General features: G+C 42.3%; 23 protein-coding genes and 2 pseudogenes. 3 read left to right on the top strand and 22 right to left on the bottom strand.

What is annotated here, in order from left to right; translation table 11 throughout:
• The first annotated feature begins 54 nt into the window (after positions 1-54).
• Positions 55-426 (top strand): hypothetical protein, encoded by a 372-nt coding sequence (locus FD27_RS04870; RefSeq protein ID WP_057750396.1) that lies wholly within the window; start codon positions 55-57, stop codon positions 424-426.
• A gap of 50 nt (positions 427-476) precedes the next feature.
• Here FD27_RS04870 and ribF read toward each other — a convergent pair whose 3' ends face one another.
• The 20 genes and pseudogenes from ribF to FD27_RS04775 all read right to left on the bottom strand — a co-directional run bounded on the left by ribF (position 477) and on the right by FD27_RS04775 (position 21067).
• Positions 477-1448: a riboflavin biosynthesis protein RibF gene (ribF, locus tag FD27_RS04865; RefSeq protein ID WP_057750393.1), complete on the bottom strand. Its 972-nt coding sequence runs from the start codon at positions 1446-1448 to the stop codon at positions 477-479.
• Between the two features lie 12 nt (positions 1449-1460).
• Positions 1461-2366: a tRNA pseudouridine(55) synthase TruB gene (gene truB / locus FD27_RS04860; protein ID WP_057750390.1), complete on the bottom strand. Its 906-nt coding sequence runs from the start codon at positions 2364-2366 to the stop codon at positions 1461-1463.
• A 57-nt stretch (positions 2367-2423) separates the two neighbouring features.
• The gene (rbfA, locus tag FD27_RS04855; RefSeq protein WP_057750387.1) at positions 2424-2783 is read right to left on the bottom strand and encodes a 30S ribosome-binding factor RbfA; all 360 of its coding nucleotides are present in this window, start codon (positions 2781-2783) and stop codon (positions 2424-2426) included.
• 16 nt (positions 2784-2799) lie between these two features.
• Positions 2800-4731: pseudogene (gene infB / locus FD27_RS04850) on the bottom strand (translation initiation factor IF-2); the annotation flags it as partial.
• Between the two features lie 152 nt (positions 4732-4883).
• Positions 4884-5121 (bottom strand): annotated as a pseudogene (locus tag FD27_RS09060) (translation initiation factor IF-2 N-terminal domain-containing protein); the annotation flags it as partial.
• 13 nt (positions 5122-5134) lie between these two features.
• The gene (locus tag FD27_RS04845) at positions 5135-5446 is read right to left on the bottom strand and encodes a YlxQ-related RNA-binding protein (protein WP_057750381.1); all 312 of its coding nucleotides are present in this window, start codon (positions 5444-5446) and stop codon (positions 5135-5137) included.
• Positions 5433-5735, bottom strand: coding sequence for an RNase P modulator RnpM (gene rnpM / locus FD27_RS04840; RefSeq protein WP_057750379.1), 303 nt, complete (start codon positions 5733-5735; stop codon positions 5433-5435). The genes FD27_RS04845 and rnpM overlap by 14 nt, the downstream gene beginning before the upstream one ends.
• Before the next feature lie 22 nt (positions 5736-5757).
• On the bottom strand, positions 5758-6942 hold the full coding sequence (nusA, locus tag FD27_RS04835) for a transcription termination factor NusA (protein WP_057750376.1): 1185 nt from the start codon (positions 6940-6942) through the stop codon (positions 5758-5760).
• A gap of 15 nt (positions 6943-6957) precedes the next feature.
• A complete protein-coding gene (rimP, locus tag FD27_RS04830; RefSeq protein ID WP_057752021.1) occupies positions 6958-7446 on the bottom strand; it encodes a ribosome maturation factor RimP in 489 nt (162 codons plus the stop codon).
• 129 nt (positions 7447-7575) lie between these two features.
• Entirely contained in the window at positions 7576-11907 is a 4332-nt protein-coding gene (locus FD27_RS04825; protein WP_057750372.1) for a PolC-type DNA polymerase III, read from the bottom strand.
• A gap of 71 nt (positions 11908-11978) precedes the next feature.
• Positions 11979-13709, bottom strand: a complete 1731-nt coding sequence (locus FD27_RS04820; RefSeq protein ID WP_057750368.1) for a proline--tRNA ligase — start codon at positions 13707-13709, stop codon at positions 11979-11981.
• 19 nt (positions 13710-13728) lie between these two features.
• Positions 13729-15006, bottom strand: a complete 1278-nt coding sequence (gene rseP / locus FD27_RS04815) for an RIP metalloprotease RseP (protein WP_057750364.1) — start codon at positions 15004-15006, stop codon at positions 13729-13731.
• A gap of 21 nt (positions 15007-15027) precedes the next feature.
• Positions 15028-15813: a phosphatidate cytidylyltransferase gene (locus tag FD27_RS04810; RefSeq protein ID WP_057750361.1), complete on the bottom strand. Its 786-nt coding sequence runs from the start codon at positions 15811-15813 to the stop codon at positions 15028-15030.
• A gap of 16 nt (positions 15814-15829) precedes the next feature.
• Positions 15830-16594: an isoprenyl transferase gene (locus FD27_RS04805; protein WP_057750359.1), complete on the bottom strand. Its 765-nt coding sequence runs from the start codon at positions 16592-16594 to the stop codon at positions 15830-15832.
• A gap of 145 nt (positions 16595-16739) precedes the next feature.
• Positions 16740-17303 (bottom strand): ribosome recycling factor, encoded by a 564-nt coding sequence (gene frr / locus FD27_RS04800; RefSeq protein ID WP_057750356.1) that lies wholly within the window; start codon positions 17301-17303, stop codon positions 16740-16742.
• Between the two features lie 2 nt (positions 17304-17305).
• Positions 17306-18028 carry a UMP kinase gene (gene pyrH / locus FD27_RS04795; protein ID WP_057750352.1) on the bottom strand — a complete coding sequence of 241 codons (723 nt, stop codon included), beginning with the start codon at positions 18026-18028 and terminating at the stop codon, positions 17306-17308.
• 73 nt (positions 18029-18101) lie between these two features.
• A complete protein-coding gene (gene tsf / locus FD27_RS04790; protein WP_057750349.1) occupies positions 18102-18977 on the bottom strand; it encodes a translation elongation factor Ts in 876 nt (291 codons plus the stop codon).
• Between the two features lie 113 nt (positions 18978-19090).
• The gene (gene rpsB, locus FD27_RS04785; RefSeq protein ID WP_057750347.1) at positions 19091-19876 is read right to left on the bottom strand and encodes a 30S ribosomal protein S2; all 786 of its coding nucleotides are present in this window, start codon (positions 19874-19876) and stop codon (positions 19091-19093) included.
• 161 nt (positions 19877-20037) lie between these two features.
• On the bottom strand, positions 20038-20322 hold the full coding sequence (locus tag FD27_RS04780; RefSeq protein WP_057750344.1) for a GIY-YIG nuclease family protein: 285 nt from the start codon (positions 20320-20322) through the stop codon (positions 20038-20040).
• Positions 20312-21067: a tRNA1(Val) (adenine(37)-N6)-methyltransferase gene (locus FD27_RS04775; RefSeq protein WP_057750341.1), complete on the bottom strand. Its 756-nt coding sequence runs from the start codon at positions 21065-21067 to the stop codon at positions 20312-20314. The genes FD27_RS04780 and FD27_RS04775 overlap by 11 nt, the downstream gene beginning before the upstream one ends.
• An 83-nt stretch (positions 21068-21150) precedes the next feature.
• Between FD27_RS04775 and FD27_RS04770 the strand changes: the two genes are divergently transcribed.
• Positions 21151-21789, top strand: a complete 639-nt coding sequence (locus FD27_RS04770) for a lysophospholipid acyltransferase family protein (RefSeq protein ID WP_057750339.1) — start codon at positions 21151-21153, stop codon at positions 21787-21789.
• 40 nt (positions 21790-21829) lie between these two features.
• Here the strand turns inward: FD27_RS04770 and FD27_RS04765 are convergent, their stop codons facing one another.
• Both FD27_RS04765 and FD27_RS04760 read right to left on the bottom strand, forming a co-directional pair.
• Entirely contained in the window at positions 21830-22057 is a 228-nt protein-coding gene (locus FD27_RS04765; protein ID WP_057750336.1) for a YneF family protein, read from the bottom strand.
• A 72-nt stretch (positions 22058-22129) separates the two neighbouring features.
• Positions 22130-22381 (bottom strand): DUF896 domain-containing protein, encoded by a 252-nt coding sequence (locus tag FD27_RS04760; protein ID WP_057750333.1) that lies wholly within the window; start codon positions 22379-22381, stop codon positions 22130-22132.
• 139 nt (positions 22382-22520) lie between these two features.
• Here FD27_RS04760 and lexA point away from each other — a divergent pair, with 139 nt between their 5' ends.
• A complete protein-coding gene (gene lexA, locus FD27_RS04755) occupies positions 22521-23156 on the top strand; it encodes a transcriptional repressor LexA (RefSeq protein ID WP_057750330.1) in 636 nt (211 codons plus the stop codon).
• The last annotated feature ends 12 nt before the right edge of the window (positions 23157-23168 follow it).

The raw sequence follows: 23168 nt of genomic DNA, 5'->3' as shown, positions 1-23168 counted from the left end.
ATCAGTGTCCTAAAAGTCAAGAAATGTCAAAGTTATTTTCAAGGAGATTATTCCATGAAGCATAAACAGCATCGTTACGTACAACCACACAATGTTCGTGAAGCAATGGAGCTCATTCAAAAGTTATTTAATCAGTATCGCAATGCCCCACTCACCCGCGAGCTATTAGATTACCATAATAACTTAGTCCACCGCTTAAACGATGATATTCATGATGCAGCTGTTAAGGAAGGCAACCCAAAGCAACTAGAACAATTGGAAAATATGGCTGATGTGATGCGGCGGTGGGTCAGCATTCGCTTATCAGGGAGCCCCTTCGAAGCCAAGATGCGTCATTTTAAATTGTATTCCGATGGTGGAACTAAATTTAAACGTAAAGTTCATAAAATCAAGGGATCTGGCAATTACCGAGCCAGTCGTCATTAAATGAAAATAGGACCAGGATATTTATTTAAGCAAACATCCTGGTCCTGTTTTTATTTAACAATTTGATGATCAATCACTGGTAAATGAGCAAGACACTTCTCCGAATCAATTTGATCTTGTTTCAATTGGGCAACAAGTCCGTTAGCATCATTAAACTTTACTTCGCCACGTAGTTTAGTAATCCAGCGAACTTGGACTGCTTCACCGTATATCATTTCATGAAAATTAAACAAATTGATCTCTAAGGTCTTGTGGCGGGCTTTGCCAAAAGTAATGTTATAACCAACACTAGCCATTCCGCCGATCCATGGACCATCAGATATCTTTAACTGGACAACATAAACTCCCACTGCGGGAATCCACTGGTGACACGGCCACTCAATATTGGCGGTCGGAAAGCCCAATGTACGACCCCGTGCTAAACCATGTACTACTAAACCGGTCGTAACGTAATAATATCCTAACTGTTGATTGGCTTCTGCAATTTGTCCTTTGTCCAATAAGTGCCGAATAGCAGTCGAACCGACCTTCTGACCAGCCTTCGTTGTGTACTTTGGAACCGTCACAACATCAAACCGCCCGCGTGCATATCCCGGTAATTTTTGCATGTTAGCAACGTCTTTATGTCCATAAGTATGATCAAACCCGGCAACTACGACTTGCGGATGAAGGGCCATCAGAAAATCATCAACAAAAGATTGCGGTGACAGTGCGGCAAATTGGGAAGTAAAGCTCATCAAATATACACGATCAACCCCCAATTGCGTTAGTAAATCCATCTTCCGACGAAGCAATGACAAGTAGCGATAACCACCGGGATATTCTTGGTAAACAATCCCCGGGGCATGGTCATATGTAAGAACAGCTAATGGCAAATGCCGCTTATTAGCTTCCTTTTGTCCCTGCAAAATAACCTGCTGGTGACCACGATGAACACCATCAAAGAAACCCATTGCTAACACAACTGGTTCATTAGGGATCTTGTTTTGTTTAAGGGGATAGTGTAGCCGAATCACTTCCATCGTGATGACCTCCTAATTCAATCGCAGCATTGTTTGAGGCTTGTAATTTTGTCCATCTGCATCGATATGGTAAATCGCCTTAACCTGATTATTATATACCAATGCAACGGTTTCAGCATTAGTGTCCAATTCGCTACTCTTAAACCAGGAACCATGTTGCATATAGTGCCACTGGTCAGTGGTAAGAACCACATGCGGATAATCACTAAAAACCGCATCCAACGGGAAAATCAACTTGGACAGACTTTGGCTGGCTAAGGCATTTTGAACATCATCTAGGCTGAGTGTATCTTCTAATGTAAAACCGCCACTCTTAATTCGCGTCAGAGAACTCATTGTCCCCGGGAAACCCAGTTGGCGGGCCAAAGCAACCACAAGGGTCCGAATATAAGTTCCCTTGCCACAGGCAACACGAAAAGTAACCCGCTGGCTCTGAGTTTTCTCATCAAACTTTGTCCGCAATAACTGAAATGAATCTACTTGGACGGTCCGCACTGGTCGTTCAACAGTTTCACCGGCACGGGCATATTCATATAAACGCTTGCCATGAACCTTCACCGCTGAATACATAGGTGGTTGTTGCCGAACTTGACCAGTCAATTTATTCATTGCATCTTGAATAGTAGTATTTGTAATAGCATGTGAAACCTTTGCGGTTTCAATCACTGCCCCATCAAGGTCTTCAGTTTCAGTAGCTTTACCAATTAATAATTCCCCCTGGTAGACTTTTCCAGAAGCCATCAAGTATGGCACAACTTTTGTCGCGGCACCAACGCAAATGGGTAAGACACCATCGACCGAAGGATCAAGGGTCCCAGAATGACCGATTTTCTTTGTTTTTAAAAGATTACGTAAACGGCGAATACAGTCAAAGCTAGTCATCCCGCGCTCTTTATACAAAGGAATAATTCCATCCATGTTAATCCTCCTATAAAAACGGGGTTGTGGTTTTAGTCACCATAACCCCGTTTCTTATTACTTTTCTTGCTGATGAAGTTGATTGATTAATTGGTCAATCCGACTACCATAAGCAATCGACTTATCTCGTTCAAATTTAATCTCGGGAGTCTTAAAGATATTCAACCGTGCACCCAATTCACTCCGAATTAAGCCAGTCGCTTTATCTAAGCCTGCTTGAGTCTTTTCACCATCTGATGCTTTATCAGACAGGATGGTGTAATAAATAGTTGCTTGTTGGAGATCACCGGTAACATCAACCCCCGTAATCGTAACCCCTTGAACTCGCGGGTCACGGACCCGTTTCAAGAGAATATCGTCAACCTCTCGCTGGATTTCACCAGCTAAACGGTCAACACGATAACGCTTGTTAACCATGGAATATCACCTCAGTTTACTTAACTGGAACTTCTTTCATTTGATAAGCTTCAATAACATCTTTTTCTTTGATATCATTGTAGTTTTCAATTGTCAATCCACATTCGAAGCCGGCCTTAACTTCCTTAACGTCGTCTTTGAACCGCTTTAAACTACCCAGTTCACCTTCGTAAACAACAACACCGTCACGGACCAGGCGTACCTTCGAATCACGAGTGATTTTACCAGTAGTTACCATTCCACCAGCGATAGTACCGACTTTAGAAGCTTTGTAAAGCTGACGAACTTCAACCTGACCAATCGTTTCTTCTTTGTAGACTGGTTCAAGCATCCCCTTCATTGCCTTCTCAACTTCGTCAATCGCATTGTAAATAACCCGGTGCAGACGAATGTCAATGTTCGTGGAGTCAGCTAATGATTGAGCAGACGGTGTTGGCCGAACGTTAAACCCAATAATAACGGCATTTGATGCCTCAGCCAATGTGACATCTGATTCATTAATGGCACCAACTGCTTGGTGAATAATGTCAACCCGAACACCGTCAACCTTGATCTTCTGCAGGCTTTGACTCAGGGCTTCTACCGACCCTTGAACATCGGCCTTAATGATCAATGGCAAGGTCTTCATTTGGCCTTCCTTCATTGTTGCAAACAAGTTATCAAGGGTAACATGTGAAGTCCGCTTCCATTCTTCCTCTTGCGCGTGTTCAGCACGCTTTTCACCAGCAGCCCGGGCGGTCTTTTCATCATCAAAGACAACGAACCGATCCCCGGCTTCTGGAACAGCATTTAGACCCGTAATTTCGACAGGTGTTGATGGAGTAGCTTCTTTGATCCGTCGACCATTTTCGTTCGTCATAGTCCGAACACGACCATAAGTATTACCAACAACGATTGGGTCACCGACATGCAATGTCCCCTGTTGTACTAAGACAGTTGCAACGGAGCCTTTTCCTTGATCCAGACGAGCTTCAACAACGGAACCAGCACCATTTTGATCGGGGTTAGCCTTCAATTCCATCATTTCAGCCTGCAATTGGATCATATCCAATAATTCGTCAATATTCTTACCGAACTTAGCAGAAATGTTGACAAAGATGGTATCGCCACCCCAGTCTTCAGGAATTAAGTTATACTTAGCCAGTTCTTCAACCACTCGTTCAGGGTTAGCACCTGGCTTATCAATCTTGTTAACAGCAACAATGATTGGTGTCTTTGCTGCTTGAGCATGGTGAATGGCTTCAACTGTTTGTGGCATAACACCATCATCAGCCGCGACAACTAAGACCGTAATATCAGTAATGTTAGCACCCCGTGCACGCATTTCAGTAAAGGCAGCGTGTCCTGGAGTATCCAAGAAGGTAATCAAATTGTCTTTGTAGTGAACCTGGTAAGCACCAATTTCCTGAGTAATCCCACCAGCTTCATGCTCAGTGATGTGGGAGTGACGAAGTTTGTCCAGCAGGGTCGTCTTACCATGGTCAACGTGACCCATAACTGTAACGACTGGTGGCCGCGAAACGAGGTGGTCGGTGTTCTTTTCTTCGTCTTCAAACATCTTATCGATATCTGAAACATCGACTTCAACCTTTTCCTTAGCATCGATACCGTAATCAGTGGCCAATAACTCAATTGTGTCCTTATCAAGGGATTGGTTTTGATTAATCATGACCCCAAGCATAAAGAGCTTCTTAATAATTTCAGCCGGTGAACGGTGCAAAATCTTACCTAAATCTTGCGCATTCATTCCTTCAGTGTACTCTAACACCTCTGGTAACGGCCGGTCTTTTCGTTGAGTTGGCTGCTTTTGCTTGACTTCACGCAAGCGATTATTACCCTTGTTGTGCTTCTTATTCCGCTTCTTATTTTTCTTGTTGAAACGGTTACGACCGTTATGATCGTTATTATTTAAGCTGCCACCAAAACGGCCATTATGGTTCTGGTTATTCCGTTGCTGGTTACCATGTTGCTTGTGGCCTTGCTTTTGGTGATTGTCGTTTTGAACAGTTTTTTTAGCATTGTCATTGTTATGGCGTTGCTCATGCTTGTGTTCATCACGTTGCACTTTAGCAGTCTTTTTACCATCACGTTTTTGCTGATTCTTGCGGTGGCCCTCATTCTTTTGACCGTGTTGTTGGCCTTTGACTGGTTCTTTACCAGCTTTTTTTGACTGGCCATTGTTACCCTTCGCAACTTGACGCAGTTTTTGTGCTTGTTCAGGGGTTACAGATGACATGTGACTCTTAATCTGCATCCCTTGTTGGTTGGCCACTTTAACCAGGTCTTTACTTGGCATCTTTAATTCTTTTGCCAGTTCATAAATTCGTTCTTTGGCCATGTGTTCACTCTCCTTAATCCATTGCTAATAATTCCTCAAACTTTCTTGCAAATCCAGATTGGGTAATTCCAATAACTGTTCTTGATTGCCCGATCGCCTGACTTAACTCCAACTTTGTAAACGACTGATTTAACGGCACATTATAGTATGCACACTTATCGTTGAATTTTTTGCTGGTCGCTGAACCAGCATCTTGAGCTAAAAAGACTAACCGGACTGATTGAGTTTGAATTGCTTTTAATACGGTTGCTTCCCCACTAACAACTTTTTGGGCACGTCTGGCTATCCCCAAAAGGTTCATCGTTTGGCGTTTATTTTTGATCATTACCAAATAATGCTTGACGTGCTTGAAGGTGGTCAGTGTATTGAATCAGTTCATCATAAAATGAATCATCCAATTTAACGTGAAATGCTTTTTCAAAGGTCTTTTCGGCCTTTGCTCGTTTAGCAATTTCTACATCAACGGCGATGTAAGCACCACGACCTGACTTTTTACCAGTTGGGTCAATGGATACTTCACCTTCCTTATTTTTAACAACTCGAATTAATTGCCGCTTTGGCATCATTTCGCCAGTGACGATGTCTTTTCGCATCGGTACTTTTCTCTTTTTCATCTTTTCACCCCGTTGCTAATTATTAATCTTCACTCGTGTTTTCAACTTCATCATCTGAAGTATCAGTAGCGTCATCATCGACTGAATTATCCAGATCTTCCATTTCTGATTCTGACTTAATATCAATCTTGTACTTGGTCAAACGAGCAGCAAGGCGGGCGTTTTGACCGCGCTTACCAATGGCTAAGGAAAGTTGATTATCAGGAACAACTACGGTTGCGGAACGCTCTGGTTCAATGGTTTCGCCAGTTTCTTCATCAACAGTTGGTTCACCAGGATCATTGAAAATAACGTCTAATACTTCCGCAGGATTCAAAGCATTAGCGATAAATTCTGCCGGATCCTTAACGTATTCCACAATGTCCATATTCTCGCCGTCTAGTTCATTAACAATTGCTTGCACACGTGAACCCCGTGGACCAACGCAAGTCCCGACTGGATCAACGTTTGGATCATTGGAGTAAACAGCAACCTTCGCACGATCGCCGGCTTCACGGGCAATATTTTCAATGAGTACTGTTCCATCCTTGATTTCAGGAACTTCACGTTCAAACAACCGTTTTAACAGTTCTGGCGCAGTCCGAGAAACAAAGATTTGTGGACCGTGACGGTCATCATTAACCTTGGAAACATAAACCTGAATGCGGTCATGAATGTGGTAGTGCTCATTTGGCATCTTGTCACGGAAGCCCATAGCTCCTTCTACGCCATCACCAAGATCAACCCACGTGAAGCGTTTGTCTTCCCGTGAAACTTCACCAGTGATGATTTCATTTTCATAGGTCTTGTACTTGTCGTAAATAATTTTGCGTTCTTCTTCACGTAACCGTTGCATTACAACTTGTTTAGCAGTTTGGGCAGCGATTCGACCAAAGTCGCGCGGAGTAACTTCTTCCCGAATTTCATCCCCGGCATCATAACCTTGACCATGAGGCAACTTTCGTGCTTCAGCCAAACTCATGTATTCATTGGCGTCATCTTCAACCAATGCAGGATCATCAGTCAGCGTTTTTACTGCGTACACCTTAATATTACCAGTTTGTTCGTCAAAGTCGACTTCAACGTTCTTTTCACCATAATTCTGCTTATATGCAGACTCCAAAGCTTGCTCTAAAGCTTCAATAACAACTTCCTTTTTAATGCCCTTTTCCTTTTCTAAGTAGTTAAGAGCAGCAATCATTTCAGTATTCGTTTTCTTTTTGCTCACCGTGGATACACTCCTTTACATTTTGCTAAAGTCAATGGCAAACCGGGCCTTAGCAATCTTTTGCCGATCAATTGTGATTTGACGATGCCGTGTTTTATCCAAGTAATCAAGGGTTAATTCATCTGGCGTCAGATTGGTTAATGTGCCTTCATACCACTTTTTTCCATTAATTTGTTCATAAAGCGACACATGAATGTAGCGATTAACTGCACTCTTATAGTCACGTTCATTCTTCAAAGGACGTTCTGCACCTGGTGAAGAAACTTCCAAGAAATAAGCTTGGGGAATCGGATCTGGTTCAGCACTATCTAGCGCTTCACTTAATTCATCGCTGACTAGTGCACAGTCATTCAATGTAATACCGCCGTCCTTATCAATGTAAACACGGAGATACCAAGAATGGCCTTCCTTTACAAACTCAATATCAAAGAGGTAAAAGTTATGTTTATCCAAGATTGGTTCAACTAACGAATTAACTGTATCAATAATCTCGTTGGTACTCATGATTTCACCTCCACTAATTGCAATAAAAAGAGTGAGCATTGCTGCTCACTCCACCACGAGTTATTTAACATTTATTATTTTATCATCCTAAGTAGCTTTTAGCAAGCATCGGCTTGTCGTTCACCACTTCTAAAACAGACTAAGTTGATTTTCATCAGGAAGATCATCTAACACATGATTTTCCGTTAAGAACTCAATCAGTGTTTGAGATACCTTTCCCCGTTCAGCTAAGTCTTCCTTGGATAAGAATGGTTTTTCTTCCCGTGCAGCAACGATCTGTTTAGCGACGTTCAGCCCTAATCCAGGCACAGCTCTAAATGGTGCAATTAATGAATCACCATCAATCAGCCAATTAGAAGCATCCGAGCGCTGCAGGTCAACCATCTTAAATTTGTAGCCGCGTTCTAGCATTTCATTTGCTAATTCAAGAATTGTTAATAAACTCTTCTCCTTCGCGCTGGCATCATTTCCTTCATCATTGATCTGCTTCATCCGCTGCTTAACGGCGTCTTTCCCGTGTGCCATCGCTACAATATCAAAGTCATCTGCCCGTACAGAGAAAAAGGCACAGTAATAAACCAATGGGAAGTAAACTTTGAAGTAGGCAATCCGAAGCGCCATCAGGACATAAGCAGCCGCGTGTGCTCGTGGGAACATATACTTGATCTTCAAGCAAGAATCCATGTACCATTGCGGAACATTAGCATCTCGCATTTTCTTCTGCCAATCCTCAGGAATTCCGCGACCGTGCCGCACCGATTCCATAACTTGGAAAGAAGTTTCCGAATCCAGTCCATAGTGAATTAAGTCAGTCATGATGTTGTCCCGACAACCAATCACGTTGGCAATCGTGGCAGTGCCCTCTTTAATTAACTCCTGAGCGTTATCCAACCACACACCAGTTCCGTGGGATAAGCCAGAAATCTGGAGTAGTTGTGAATAGTTCTTTGGGTGGGTGTCGTTTAACATCCCCCGTACAAACCGGGTCCCAAATTCTGGGAGACCGAGTGTCCCGGTCTTAGATTGAATTTGTTCCTCAGTAACGCCCAGTGCTTTAGGGCTAGAGAATAAGGACATTACCCCCGGGTCATTCATCGGAATTGTTTTTGGATTAACCCCCGAAAGATCTTGCAGGGCACGAATCATCGTTGGATCATCATGACCCAAAATATCCATTTTCAGAATATTATCGTGAATCGAGTGGAAATCAAAGTGAGTGGTTTCCCAGGCAGCATTTTGATCATCAGCCGGATATTGAACAGGCGTAAAGTCGTAAATATCCATATCATCAGGCACAATGATGATTCCTGCCGGGTGCTGACCGGTCGTCCGTTTAACACCAGTTGCACCATGAGCCAGTCGATCTTCCTCTGCACCGCGGAATTGCTGATCCGTATCTCGTTCAAAGGCTTTCACGTAACCGTAGGCAGTCTTATCAGCAACCGTACCAATTGTTCCAGCCCGGAAAACGTTCTTTTCACCGAACAAAACTTTCATGTAGTTATGAGCAATTGGTTGGTAGTCTCCTGAAAAGTTTAAATCAATATCAGGAACTTTATTTCCCTTGAATCCTAAGAAAGTCTGGAACGGAATATCGTGGCCATCCTTAACCATCAATGTCCCACACTTGGGGCACCGACGTTCTGGCAAGTCAAATCCTGAACTGTATTCACCCTTAGTGTAGAAGTGGCAATATTGACACTTTGGGCACCGATAATGAGGTGGCAATGGGTTGACTTCAGTAATTCCAGATAAAGTAGCAACCACTGAAGAACCAACAGATCCCCGTGATCCAACTAAGTAACCATCTTTATTTGATTTTGCTACCAGCCGTTGGGCAATTAAGTAAATGACCGAGAATCCATTCTTAACGATACTATTTAATTCCAACTCAACACGGTCACGCACCAGCTTTGGCAATGGATCTCCATACCAAGCCTTCGCGGTGTGCCAAGTTCGGTCTTGGATTTCCTGCTCAGCTCCCTTCATATGAGGAGTGTAAAGCTTATCCTTAACAGGCCGAATATCATCATCAATTAGATCCGCAACTTTATGGGTATTCGTGACCACTATTTGATGAGCAGTATCCTCACCTAAGAAACTAAATTCTTGAAGCATCTCGTCAGTAGTTCGGAAATGAACATCGGGACGGTGTGTGCGGTTAAGCGGGTTAGCCCCTCCCTGAGAATTAATCAGGATTTGCCGATAAATGGCATCATGCGGATCAATGTAGTGGACATCCCCAGTTGCCACAACGGGCTTGTCCATTTCTTGTCCTAATTTGACCATATTTTTCAAAATATCTTCGAGGTGCTCATCATCAGCAATCACCTTTTGCTCCAGTAGTGGTGCATAGTTTGGCTTCGGTTGCACTTCAATAAAGTCATAGTATTGGGCCTTGCGCTTAGCTTCGGTATACCCCTTTTCCATCATTGCGGTAAACACTTCACCTGATGAACAGGCAGTTCCAAGTAATAAACCTGCCCGATATTTGGTCAGGACAGAACGCGGAATCCGTGGTACCCGAGCAAAGTAAGTAACATTTGATAAAGAAACAAGCTTAAAGAGGTTCTTCAACCCAGCTTGGGTCCGCGTTAGGATTGTGACGTGGAATGGCCGGGCATGACGATAAGCATCATTATCAGTCATGTGCTTATTCAGATCGTCAACGTAACGAATATCATACCGTTTTTCGGCATCCTTCAAAAATTTGTATAACAAATGTCCGGTAGCTTCGGCATCATAGTTAGCCCGGTGGTGATGTTCTAGTGCCACTTTGAACTTCTTACTTAAGGTGTTTAACCGGTATCCACGCATATGTGGATAGAGGAATCGCGCTAATGGTAACGTATCAATAACTGGTTCCGTAATTTCACTCATATTATGGCGACGATATCCGGTGTTCATAAAGCCCATATCGAAGGACACGTTATGCCCAGCAATGATACAGCCATCACAAAAGTCTTTAAACATCTTAAATACTTCTTCTTCAGACTTTGAACCATGAACCATCTCATCGGTAATACTGGTGAGGTTAGTTGTCTGCTCAGACAACGGGAAGCCCGGATCAATGAATTCATCAAACCGTTCCAGAACTTCACCGTCTTTCATTTTGACAGCTGATAGTTCAATCACTTTATCGTAAATTGCTGACAAACCTGTCGTTTCCACATCAAAGACAACATAGGTGTTATCCAATAGAACAGCATGATTTTCGTTATAGACTAAAGGAATACCATCATCGACAACGTTGGCTTCTACACCGTAAATCATCTTAATCCCCAGCTTAGAAGCAGCTTTAAAAGCCTCTGGAAAGGCTTGCACATCAGCATGGTCAGTAATGGCAATCGCCGGTTGACCCCATTTGTGAGCCTGAGTAGCCAGTTCAGTAATGGAATTAGTGGCATCCATTTGACTCATTTCACTATGGGTATGTAATTCAATTCGCTTATCATCAGCCGGAGCCTGGTCCTGACGTTCTTGATGACTAACTTCGTTGATATCATAAGCATTAATAACCAGGTCATGCATCCAAGTATCCTCTTGCACCGGTCCTCGGACTTTTAGCCACATTCCTTCCTTGATGTTAGCGAATTGAGCCTCATCAGCCTCATTACGAGAAAACTTCTTAACCGCGAAAGAAGAAGTATAGTCCGTAATTTCAAAGGTCAATAATTGCCGGCCAGACCGTAATTCTCGAACTTCCGTACTAAAAACGTAACCTTCAACAACAACAGACCGCTCTTCTTCGTGAATGTCCTTCATCTGGACAACTTCCTGGGAGTCATTAATGACACGACCTAATTGAGCAGGGCCCTCTGCACTGGCAGCCACTTTTTGCTTTTGCCGTTGCTTTTTGGCAGCACTATTTTTCTTAATTTGCTCCATAGCTTTAGCAGCCAACTTAGCATCGGCCTCTTCGTGCTTAGCACGCAATTCCTTAATTTTTGCCTCAGAAGCAGACTGGTCCACAAATGGGTGAATGCGAAAATGCGGAAATCCCAGATTCACATACGCTTCTTCAATTTGCGCCATACTCTTTTTAACCAAAAAGTCCCGCATCAGTTCATTCTCAATTACCAAAGTAACCCGACCATCTTGAACTTCTGGCGCAGTTTGCGTGCATACTTGCTGGGTCATCGGTGAGTCTGGTGCAACTTGCTGAATGACATAACGCCAGTAGTCATCAATCAACGACTGATCAAGATCAGTTTCTGGACTATTGATCTTAACCTGAACTCCTGCAATATCTTTGAAACCAATCCGTAATGCATTTTGAAAGCTTTGAAAAAGATCAAACGGGAGTGGATGGCGGAACAGTAAGTGGAACTCCCACTGACGCGAAGCTTTATGCACAACAAGCGACCGAATTCGTCCGTCTTTAAAAGCCGGATTGTCTTTTTCCGGAAAATGAATTTGTTCGAGTAGTTTAGTAAATAATTCTTGTTGAGATAAACCCACTGTCGACTAAACCTCCTAATAAAAATGTGGTGCAACTTGCAAGCTGCAGCCACATTTACATTTAACGAATACTAGTTTTGATTTTGATCTGCCAACTGCTTAAGCAAGATTTTGACTGTGTCGACAACTTCTTCCTGCTTAACTTCAATGGTTTTGCCAGTCTTACGAATTTTAATTTCAACAATACCATCGCCAGCCTTCTTACCAACAGTAACTCGAATTGGAATCCCAATTAAGTCTGAGTCGGCAAACTTAACGCCAGCACGTTCTTTCCGATCATCAACAAGGACTTCATAGCCAGCATCAGTTAATGCTTCGTCCAGTTCATTAGCCATCTTCACTTGTTCATCCTTCTTAACATTAACAGGAATCACATGAACATCAAATGGTGCAATGCTGTCCGGCCAAACAAGGCCATTTTCATCAGCTGTTTGCTCGGCAACGGCTGACAGTAAACGAGTTACACCGATACCATAGCACCCCATAATGACATCAACTTGACGACCATTTTCATCTAAAACCTTAGCGCCAAGTTTTGCTGAATAATGGGTACCTAATTTGAAGATATGTCCAATTTCAATGCCAGGCGTAAATTTCAACGGATGACCATCAGGTGCGATCTCGCCTTCCTTAACATTCCGAAAATCACCAAATTGGTCAACCCGGAAGTCCCGGTCAATATTGGCATTAATGTAGTGATGACCATCATCGTTAGCACCACAGGCCATGTTAACTAAAACCTTAACGTAATTGTCTGCCAAGATCTTTACATTGTCACCGACACCAACTGGTCCAAGTGAACCAGGATGGGCACCTAGGTACTTAACGGCAACTTCTTCATCAGCCAGTTCAAGATCATCGCAACCTAAAGCATCAGTCACTTTGGCTTCGTTAACCTCATCATTACCACGCATTAGAACCATTACTGGCTCTTCATCTTCACCAGTCCGTGCAACAAAAAGCATTGACTTCAGGATTTGATCAGCATCCATTCCTAAACTCTCCGCCGCCTCGTCAACCGAATGAGCACCTGGGGTAGGTTTCTTTTGAAGTTTTGCCGGTTCAGCAGTTTGTTGCTTGCCAGTGAACTTACTAGTGGCTTTTTCAATGTTAGCTGCATAACCACCGTCGGTATAAGCAATAATGTCTTCACCGATTTTGGCTGGGGCAGAGAATTCCTGTGAATTTTTACCACCCATTGTTCCAGAATCAGCCAAAATAACTTTGTAATTGATTCCAATACGGTCAAAGATATTCCGGTAAGCTTGTGCTTGAAGATCATACGACTTGTCTAACCCAGCTTGGTTAGCGGAAAAAGAGTAGCCATCCAGCATTTCAAATTCCTTACCACGAAGAATCCCGTACCGTGGACGATCTTCATCACGGAATTTGTCCTGTAACTGGTATACAACTAATGGTAACTTCTTGTAGGATTTAATGCTATCACGAATAACGGAAGTAAAGGTTTCTTCATGTGTAGGTCCCAAGATAAAATCACGGTCACGACGATCCTTAAGTTTAAATAAGTTATCACCATAAGTTTCATACCGACCAGATTCACGCCAAAGGTCCGCTGGAAGCAAGGCAGGCATCATCATTTCAACGGCACCAGCTTTAGCCATTTCATCACGGATAATACTCTCAACCTTGCGAATAACCCGGTAAGCTAGTGGTAAGTATGACCAAACACCAGCAGAAACTTGGTAAATATACCCAGCTCGAATCATCATTTTATGACTCAGCGCTTCAGCATCACTAGGTGCCTCTTTTTTAGTTGGGATTAACATCATTGATTGTTTCATTTCTCTTTTTTCCCCTTCTCTACCTAATAAAGTATCTTTCAATATCGTTCCAAGTGACCAAAATCATTAATATCATTAATAGTAAGAAACCGATCATAGTCACAATCCCCTCGGCACGCTCTGGAATCGGCCGCCGAATAATTGCCTCGATGATGTTTAACAATAATTTTCCACCATCAAGAGCGGGAATTGGCAATAAGTTGACAATCCCGAGGTTAATGGAAAGTAATGCTAGGAAGTTCAATACACCATTCACTCCTAGAGATGTAGCCTCTGAAGTTCCAGCATAAATTGCAACTGGTCCACCTAAATCATTAAGACTAAATCCATGAGTAAACATATGCCCAAGAACACCAAAAATCAAGGTTCCTGATTGAATAAAGCGTTGCCAACCAAAGTTAATTCGGTCGGTAAAGCTTGTGCTAGTTTGCTCCAGAATACCGATTTGGCCAACCTTTTGACCATTAACTTTAACTGCTTTTGGCTGGATAGTCGTCGTATGGATCCTACCATTTCGTTTATAAGTGAAAGCCGTTTTTTGACCTGGTCGAGCTGAAATCGCAGTCGACAAATCTGCCCAATTATTAATTTGACTATGACCAACCTTCGTCACACGATCACCAGCTACTAGCCCTGCTTGCGCAGCTACTGAGTGGTGATTAACGTTACCAATCACATTGCTATTGGTTGGAACGCCTCCACTAAGCGTAAATCCCAGAATGATGAAGACCACTAACGATAAAATAAAGTTATTCATTGGTCCCGCAAAATTAGTCATCATTCTTGCTGGTAAGCTTGCAGAATTAAATTGGACATCTTTGGGAGCAATCTGAACAACGGTGCCGTCACGTTCAGTAATTAATGCATCATGGTCAACATTATAGGTGACCAGCTGATCTTCGTCACCATTGATGTACCCTTTGATCCACAAGCCATCAGTCAAATCATTATCAACCATTCGGAGAGGGATCCCATGAAATAGCCCTGTTTTTTGACTCGCATTGATTTTTACAACCTCGTCTTTGTCATTAAGCTGGATCGTCACCGGTGTCCCAGGCCGCATTTCATTTTCATCTTCGTCATCAGCCCCTGCTAAGCGGACATAGCCACCGAGTGGCAAAATACGAATGGTATAAGTGGTACCACCTGATTGACGCCACCAAATTTTGGGGCCCATACCAATTGAAAATTCCCGGACAAGGATCCCAGCTCGTTTAGCAAAAAAGTAGTGGCCATACTCATGAACCAATACTAAAACACCAAAAACGATTATAAATGTGATGATTGTTATTATCACAAAACCACTTCTTCTTTCAGGTTAGATAATGCCTAAGAAATGCATCACTGGCATTACTAGCAACATACTGTCAAAACGATCTAAAATGCCACCATGGCCCGGCAGAATTTTGCCAGAATCCTTAACACCATAAAAACGCTTGAGTGATGACTCAATCAAGTCACCAAACTGACCGACAACTGACAAGAGTAACGTTAAGATCACCATTGTGACATAATGGCCACCCACTGGAATGAAGTAAAGGTAGATTGCCATAATAATCGTTGCTGAAACTGTTCCCCCGATAGATCCTTCCCACGTTTTATTAGGACTGATCTTCGGTGCTAACTTATTCTTACCAAGCTTACGACCAATCAGGTAAGCACCACTATCAGTAATCCACACAACTAACATTCCATATAATAACGTTTCGAAGTTGATTGCGCGAGCAGCAATGAAGTAGTGGAAGCCTAATCCCACGTAAAGCATCCCCAGTGTTAATACACCAGCATCATCAAACGTAAAACGTTGTCGACGAATTACGGTATGTAACAGTAAAAGTAATACTAAGAAATAGAAAGCCGACCACCGCGTAGTTGCACTTGGCAACCAATCCAACCACTGGTCTGGCAAAATCAGGAGCATCACACCTAAGTAACTAACAACTGCCTCAAAAGAAATTAAAAACATCTTCTTCATAATCAGAATTTCAGCAATTGCCACAACGCCCAATGCTAAAGCAGCGATTGTTAATGGCCACTGACCATACACAATCAAAGGAATGAAAATAGCTAAAGCAATAATGGCAGTAATTATTCGTGTTTTCAATATGGTTCGCTCCCCACTAATTATTTTTTAAGCCACCGAAACGGCGATGGCGTCCTTGAAATTCAATAATTGCTTTTTGCAAAGCTTGACCATCGAAGTCCGGCCAATAAGTATCTGTAAAAACAAATTCGCTATAAGCAATTTGCCATAAAAGAAAGTTACTAATCCGTTCTTCGCCACTAGTCCGGATCAACAAGTCCGGATCAGCAAGTGAACCTAATGGACTGGACATTAGGTGATCACTGACTGTTTGTTCAGTAATATTGTTAGGACTGAGTTGCCCAGTTTGAACTTCAGTCGCAATGGATTTGACTGCACGAACAATTTCATCCCTGCTACCGTAGTTGAGGGCAAAGTTGAGGATCATCCCCGTACATTTACTGGTATCGGTAATTGCATCTTTAACCGCTTGTTGAGTAGCTCCTGGTAAGCGAGAAATGTCTCCCATAACCATGACGCGAACATTGTGTGCCACGAGGTCTGGTACAAACGTTTTAAAGAATCGAATGGGTAGTTGCATAAGGTAACTAACCTCATCATTAGGTCGTTTCCAATTTTCTGTTGAAAAAGCATAAAGGGTTAACACCTTAACCCCTAAATCACTCGCCGCCATTGTGACGGTCTTCACTGTTTGCATTCCTTGCTTATGACCAGCCACCCGTGGTAAGTGACGCGCTTGTGCCCAACGGCCATTACCATCCATAATGATCGCAATATGAGCCGGAATTCGTTCTGTATCTAGTTTAGGATTATTTGATAAATCTGCTTTTTTGGAAAACAATCTCGTTTCCTCCAAATTGTCTTATTTATTTCCGCAAAACTACCCATTAATTATAAATGTATTCCCCAAAAAAGCCAAGCCAGAAAAGAATGTACCGGTTAAAAATAAAAGAGGTTGGGTAAAATCCCAACCTCTTTTTGATAGCTTAGTTAGCCATTAATTCTTTTTCCTTACCAGCAGCAATTTGTTCAAGGTTCTTAATTCCATTGTCGGTTTCATCTTGAACCTTCTTTTCCAAATTGTGGAACTCATCATCGTTAAAGTCACCAGACTTGTTACCCTTCTTCAAGTCGTCCATTGCTTCACGACGAACATTCCGGACGGCAACTTTAGCCTTTTCCAATTCAGCTTTAACTTCCTTAACTAATTCCTTTCGCCGGTCCTCCGTTAATTGTGGAATAACAATTCGAATAGCGCTACCGTCGTTTTGGGGAGTTAATCCCAAGTTAGCAGCATAAATTCCCTTTTCAATGTTATCCAAAGAACTTTCATCGAATGGGGTAACTAATAATTGACGTGCTTCGGGAATAGTAATTGAAGCCACTTGGTTAAGCGGTGTTGGCGCACCGTAGTAATCAACTTTAACAGAATTCAGTAAACTTGCGTTAGCACGACCAGCACGAATATCAGCTAAAGTTCGTTGAAGAGCTTCACCTGACTTTTTCATCTTGGTTTTAGCTTCATCTAAGATTTGTTTTCCTGTAGCCATATTTAGTCTCCTTTGATAGTAGTACCAACATTCTGGCCAGTAACTACTTTCATGATATTACCTGGTGTATTGAGGTTAAACACAACCAATGGAATGTGGTTGTCCATCGACAAAGAACTAGCCGTGGTATCCATCACGTGTAAGTTCTTTTCAATTAAGTCCATGTGTGTTAAATGATCAAACTTAACGGCTTTAGGATCCTTGTTAGGGTCAGCAGAGTAGACACCATCCACACCATTCTTCCCCATCAAGATAGCATCCGCATTAATTTCCGCAGCTCTTAGTGCAGCTGTCGTATCAGTTGAGAAGTATGGACTGCCTGTTCCACCTGCAAAGATAACGATCCGGTCCTTTTCCAGGTGCCGAATAGCCTTTCGGCGGATATAAGGTTCTGCAATTTGCCGCATTTCAATTGATGTTTGGACACGGGTCGGAACACCAATAGATTCCAACGCATCTTGCAGGGACAGAGCATTCATAATCGTCGCTAACATACCGATGTAATCAGCTTGAGCCCGTTCCATCCCTAATTCGGCTCCGGTAACTCCACGCCACATGTTACCACCACCGACAACAATAGCAATCTGAACGCCGAGATCGTAAACTTCCTTTAACTCCTTAGCAACATCCTTCAGAACTGGTGGGTTAATACCAAAGCCCTTTTTACCGGCTAATGCTTCACCGCTCAGCTTGAGAATAACACGCTTATACTTAATATCTGTCATGGTTTATTCCTCCAGAGAGATCGATTCTAAAAAAGGACGCACTAATGAATAGTACGTCCTAATGGTCGAACGCTTAGTTAAGTTGGTCCTGAATTTCTTGAGCGAAGTCTTCTTGCTTCTTCTCAATACCTTCACCAACTTCGTAACGAACGAAGGACTTCAACTTACCACCATTTGCCTTAACAAATTCAGCAACGGTTTGGTCTGGGTTCTTAACAAATGATTGGTCAGCCAAGCAGATTTCTGACAAGAACTTGTTCAAACGACCTTCAACAATCTTGTCAACGATCTTAGCAGGCTTGCCTTCGTTAAGAGTTTCTTCCTTAAATACTGAACGTTCGTGGTCCAGACGATCCTTAGAAACATCTTCACGAGTCATAAATTCAGGGTTGATAGCAGCAACGTGCATAGCAACATCCTTAGCGGTTGCTTCATCGCCACCTTCAAGAACAACTAAAGCAGCAATCTTACCACCTTGGTGTAAGTATGCACCAAAGCTGTCACCGTCATTCTTTTCAACTACTTGGAACCGACGAAGGCTAACCTTTTCACCGGTCTTTTGAGTAGTAGCAATCAAGTCATCTTTTAAAGTACCGTTATCAGTCTTCAAAGCCAAAGCAGCATCAACATCGGCTGGCTTGTTTTCACTGATTAACTTAGTAACCTTCTTCAATAAATCCTTAAATGGATCTGAAGCAGCAACAAAGTCAGTTTCTGAGTTTAATTCCACAATTGCAGCGGTGTTACCACTAACAGCAATGTCAGCCAAACCATCCGCAGCAACCCGACCGCTCTTCTTAGCAGCCTTGGCAATACCCTTTTCACGAAGGTAATCCATTGCCTTATCAAGGTCACCATCAGAAGCAACTAAGGCCTTCTTAGCGTCCATGATACCGACGCCTGACTTCTTACGTAATTCCATAACTTGAGCAGCTTTAATTTCAGCCATGACTTGATCTCTCCTTTAATAAAGTTACTTTTTAATAAAAAGACTGTTTCGTACTCAGGCCACAATGGTCCGTACAAAACAGCCCAAGTATTGATATACTTAATTATCTAAAATTACTTACCTTCAACACTGTTCTTAAGGTTCTTCAATGAATCTTCAGATACGGTTTCATCGGCAGCTTCGTCTTGTGAAGCGTCAGCTTGCTTGTTGTCATCTTGGCCTTGCTTACCTTCAACGATTGCATCAGCCATCTTGGAAGTGATCAGACGAACGGCACGAATAGCATCATCGTTTGATGGAATTACGTAGTCGATGTCATCTGGATCAGTGTTAGTATCAACCATGGCAACGATTGGAATGTGAAGCTTTTGAGCTTCCTTAACAGCAATTTGTTCCTTGTGAGGATCCACGATGAACATAACATCAGGAATGTGTGGCATATCTTCAATACCACCCAAGAAACGTTCAAGCTTTTCGCGTTGCTTAGTCAAAACAGCAACTTCCTTCTTTGGAAGAACATCGAAAGTGCCATCTTCAGACATCTTCTTCAATTCCTTCAAACGAGCAATACGTGATTGGATAGTCTTCCAGTTGGTCAAAGTACCACCTAACCAACGGTGGTTAACGTAGTATTGACCTGCACGAGTAGCTTCTTCTTCGATTGAGTCTTGTGCTTGCTTCTTAGTACCAACAAAGAGGACAACGCCGCCCTTAGCAGCAACATCCTTCATGTAGTTGTAAGCAGTATCAATCAACTTAACAGTCTTTTGTAAGTCGATAATGTAAATACCGTTACGTTCAGTGAAGATGTATTCTTCCATCTTTGGGTTCCAACGACGAGTCTGGTGACCGAAGTGAACACCAGCTTCAAGCAATTGCTTCATAGTAACAACAGACATAAAACTATGTACCTCCAAAATGTTTTTTCCTCCCCAGTACTCTCCTGGCAGCTCCACTAGATAGCACAAGAGTCACCATCCTACCGGGTGTGAAATTGGCGCTTAACACCGATATACAGTATACATAAAAGAGAAAATAATAACAAGGTTTTCTAATCAAGTTAGTGAAATTGTTTGAGTAAAACTCCCCGCTCTGCTAAATAACGCTCCTTCTGTGGTCGTGTCTGGTGTTTGAAATGGTATTCAGCACTTAATGCATCATGTTTGGTAGTGTACTCATGCCAATAAATCAACTGTAGTGGATGACGAGATTTGACCTTGGTATATTTAGCACCCTTAAAATGCTGGTGTTGGCTAAAACGATGTTGAACGTTATCGGTGAATCCACAGTACAAACTATTATCAGCACAATAAAGAACATACATATAATATGGTTTACTTTCCATAAAGCATTCGCCTGACTTCTGGGCCATAACTACCCGTTTCCTCATTCACAACCAGAGGTGGAACTATTTTAATGCCACCAGGGCGACCATCCTTAATAGCCTCGATTAATACGATATTGGCATTCCGTCCTTCTTTAGGGAAAATAAATCGGATTCGCTTGGGGGCCAGCCGATGGGTAGTTAATTCTTGCAAGATTTCAGCCAGTCGGTCCGGGCGGTGAACAAGGTAGCCTCGCCCATTCATTTTAAGGAGACCGCTCATTTGTGTAACCACTTCGGCTAAGTTTGTTGTTATTTCATGACGCGCTATCGCAAGAGTGCGGTTAGGATTGGTTTGACTAGCTGGCGTAACTGGGAAATACGGTGGATTGCACAAGACAATATCAGCAAAATCTTTAGGAATTGTTTTATTCACATCCTTAAGATCCATATTTAAGACTGTATATCGATCCTCAAGATGATTTAATTTAATACTGCGTGTGGCCATATCAGCTATTTGTGGTTGCAATTCAACCTCCCAAAAATGACCGCCCACTTTTTGATGCAGGAAAAGGCCGATTGCTCCGTTTCCAGCGCAGAGGTCAACCGTTTTTAACTTGTGACGATGATTAGGACGAACAAAGTCAGCCAGCAAAACAGCATCTAATGAGAAAGCAAAGCAATTCGGATTTTGAATAATCTGAACATCACTGCTATACAGCTGATCAATGCGTTCGTTATCCTTTAGTATTTCTTTTTCTGGCAAAATTGCACCTCAATTCTACTTGCAACCACGACTGTTTTTAGTCATACTTAACTGCAGCATAACAATTATAACTAGGTGATTTCATGTTATATTCAATCTTGGTCTGGCTTGTTAAGCCGTTTCTGTGGCTTATTAATGGCCCTACCAAAATTTATAATCGTCAAAACATTCCAGAAGGCAATTACATTGTAGTTGCCCCTCACCGGACTTGGATGGATCCAGTCCTGATTGCCTTAGCTGTTTACCCCAAGAAATTCAGTTTCATGGCAAAAAAGGAACTATTCCAAAACCCATTCGCTGGATGGTTCCTCAGACGTTTAAACGCCTATCCAGTCGACCGCAAGCACCCTGGCCCTTCAGTAATTAAGAAGCCTGTGCAGTCTTTACGAAAGACACAACTTTCGACCATCATTTTTCCCAGTGGATCTCGTTACTCCAGTAAGCTTAAGGGTGGTGCCACCGTCATTGCAAAAATGGCAAATGTCCCCCTCTTACCGGTAGTCTACCAAGGACCATTACATTTTGGTAAACTCTTCAGTCGCCAACCACGTAAAATTGCTTTTGGTAAACCAATTTATATCGACCGTAAAATGCGTTTGACTGAAGAAAATCAGCACAAGTTAGAGGACGAAATGCAACAGGCCTTTGATAAACTAGATAAACAAATTGATCCAACATTCAAATATATTATGCCACCGAAGCCCAAAGATGATGACTTTTAACAAAAAAAGATATGACCGACAACGGCCATATCTTTTTTATTTACTTAGCCTTTCTAGCTTGGTTCTTCATTGTTTGCATCATTTGATGTAATTTACGGCTAGATGGCTTTTGACCCATTTGCAACATCATCGTCCGCAGCATTTCTTCGCTGATTGGTGGATTATTCCGTAGGTAGTTTTCCATGTAACGACGAGCGCCAAAGAAGCCACCAAGCAAGCCCACCAACAGGGCTAAGACGATTAGGGCAATTGCTAAACCTAAACTCACGGTTATTGCCTCCTTTTTTAATTACCTTTTAATACTACACGAAAGTTACATTCTTGAAAAGGGAAAAAGGACTTAATCGTCACGTAACCCTTTCTTACGCTGCACTTCCCGAACCTTTTCCGGAGTAACTTCTTTGCCATTGTCATCATAGATGCGCATCATTTCAATGTTTGAACGCATTGCTTCACGAAAGTTCTTTAGATATTGCTTTCTTAAGCGTGCCCGTTCCTTTGTTTCTTCCTCGGTTAAACCCTCATTTTTATTTTTATGTGCTAATTCATTAATACGCTTTAATAGTTTATCTTGCTCTTTTGATTCAGTCATTTGATCACTCTTTTCTAATAATGAACATGTTCAATGGTAGCCAAATTACCACCAGTTTTCAAGCGACGAACGTACGTTTGAAATGGTATAAATAGTATGATATTCTAACATCATAAGTAATTCATAATGAGGTGTCATCATGTTACCGCAAACGGCAAGTCAGAAACAACTGGCTGTTCTAAATTATATCTATAAACATGTGGAGGAGCACGGGTATCCACCTACGGTACGCGAAATTTGCGCCGCAATTGGCCTTTCATCTACTTCAACCGTCCACTCACACCTAACTAATTTAATGAAAAAGGGGTTCTTGGAAAAAGACCCTTCTAAGCCCCGGGCGCTTGAAATTACCCCCAAAGGTCTGGATGTCTTAGGCGTTCGTCCTCTTCAAAAGGAAATTCCAATGCTCGGTGTAGTCACTGCTGGGAAACCAATCTTAGCCGTTGAAAATGCCACTGACTATTTCCCAATGCCACCTAATATTAAAAATCCAACTGATATTTTCATGTTGAAAATCCGCGGTACTAGTATGATTAAAGCTGGCATTTTTAATGGTGATGATGTAATTGTGAAAAAACAGTCAACCGCTAAAAATGGTGATATTGTGATTGCAATGAATGAAGATAACGAAGCAACCTGCAAACGGTTTTTCAAAGAACGATCCAAGAGGCGCTTCCGTCTTCAACCAGAAAATGACACGATGGATCCTATCTTTCTGGATAAGGTCACCATTCTTGGTAAAGTTATCGGCCTATACCGGAGTCACATCTTCTAATAACAAAGCGAC

The sequence above is a fragment of the Limosilactobacillus frumenti DSM 13145 genome (assembly GCF_001436045.1).
Taxonomy (GTDB): Bacteria; Bacillota; Bacilli; order Lactobacillales; family Lactobacillaceae; genus Limosilactobacillus; species Limosilactobacillus frumenti.
The sequence above is the reverse complement of the archived record's forward strand: the minus strand, read 5'-3'. Positions and strand labels throughout refer to the sequence as shown.

Excerpts from the sequence above, each read along its gene's own strand:
- FD27_RS04870 (WP_057750396.1), top strand. The coding sequence starts at position 55 with ATGAAGCATAAACAGCATCGTTACGTACAACCACACAATGTTCGTGAA.
- rbfA (WP_057750387.1), bottom strand. The coding sequence starts at position 2,783 with ATGGTTAACAAGCGTTATCGTGTTGACCGTTTAGCTGGTGAAATCCAG.
- FD27_RS04820 (WP_057750368.1), bottom strand. The coding sequence starts at position 13,709 with ATGAAACAATCAATGATGTTAATCCCAACTAAAAAAGAGGCACCTAGT.
- pyrH (WP_057750352.1), bottom strand. The coding sequence starts at position 18,028 with ATGACAGATATTAAGTATAAGCGTGTTATTCTCAAGCTGAGCGGTGAA.
- rnpM (WP_057750379.1), bottom strand. The coding sequence starts at position 5,735 with ATGAAAAAGAGAAAAGTACCGATGCGAAAAGACATCGTCACTGGCGAA.
- ribF (WP_057750393.1), bottom strand. The coding sequence starts at position 1,448 with ATGGAAGTGATTCGGCTACACTATCCCCTTAAACAAAACAAGATCCCT.
- FD27_RS04845 (WP_057750381.1), bottom strand. The coding sequence starts at position 5,446 with ATGATCAAAAATAAACGCCAAACGATGAACCTTTTGGGGATAGCCAGA.
- tsf (WP_057750349.1), bottom strand. The coding sequence starts at position 18,977 with ATGGCTGAAATTAAAGCTGCTCAAGTTATGGAATTACGTAAGAAGTCA.
- rimP (WP_057752021.1), bottom strand. The coding sequence starts at position 7,446 with ATGAGTACCAACGAGATTATTGATACAGTTAATTCGTTAGTTGAACCA.
- FD27_RS04770 (WP_057750339.1), top strand. The coding sequence starts at position 21,151 with ATGTTATATTCAATCTTGGTCTGGCTTGTTAAGCCGTTTCTGTGGCTT.
- frr (WP_057750356.1), bottom strand. The coding sequence starts at position 17,303 with ATGGCTACAGGAAAACAAATCTTAGATGAAGCTAAAACCAAGATGAAA.
- lexA (WP_057750330.1), top strand. The coding sequence starts at position 22,521 with ATGTTACCGCAAACGGCAAGTCAGAAACAACTGGCTGTTCTAAATTAT.
- FD27_RS04760 (WP_057750333.1), bottom strand. The coding sequence starts at position 22,381 with ATGACTGAATCAAAAGAGCAAGATAAACTATTAAAGCGTATTAATGAA.
- FD27_RS04780 (WP_057750344.1), bottom strand. The coding sequence starts at position 20,322 with ATGGAAAGTAAACCATATTATATGTATGTTCTTTATTGTGCTGATAAT.
- rpsB (WP_057750347.1), bottom strand. The coding sequence starts at position 19,876 with ATGTCTGTTGTTACTATGAAGCAATTGCTTGAAGCTGGTGTTCACTTC.
- truB (WP_057750390.1), bottom strand. The coding sequence starts at position 2,366 with ATGGATGGAATTATTCCTTTGTATAAAGAGCGCGGGATGACTAGCTTT.